Origin of the sequence: Paenibacillus albiflavus (genome assembly GCF_004344915.1) — a bacterium.
Classification (GTDB): domain Bacteria; phylum Bacillota; class Bacilli; order Paenibacillales; family NBRC-103111; genus Paenibacillus_AM; species Paenibacillus_AM albiflavus.
This window is the reverse complement of the sequence record NZ_SKFG01000074.1, coordinates 1-376: the sequence shown is the minus strand read 5'-3', so window position 1 is coordinate 376 and position 376 is coordinate 1. Positions and strand designations below refer to the sequence as shown.

The window sequence follows — 376 nt, the reverse complement described above, 5'->3', positions numbered from 1 at the left end:
GGACACAATGGCTGATTAGCCATCAGGAGAAGGACGGATCATGGTACGGAAGATGGGGAGTTTGTTATATCTATGGCACATGGGCCGCATTAACAGGTTTAACGGCGGTCGGCCTTCCGACGAACCATAAAACATTACAAAAAGGAGCCAACTGGCTCCTGAGCATCCAAAATGAGGACGGCGGCTGGGGGGAATCATGCAGCAGCGATCGGCTACAGCGTTATATACCATTAGGGGGAAGTACGCCATCCCAAACCGCATGGGCGTTGGATGCCCTTATCGCCGTTCACCCGCAGCCAACCGCCGCGTTGGATAAAGGAATTTGCAGACTGATCGACTCCGTGAAAGAAGATAAATGGACGACCGTTTATCCGAC

1 pseudogene is annotated in these 376 nt (G+C 52.4%); it reads left to right on the top strand.

Features of this window, described 5'->3' with window-relative positions:
- Positions 1-376 (top strand): annotated as a pseudogene (locus E0485_RS24420) (prenyltransferase/squalene oxidase repeat-containing protein); the annotation flags it as partial.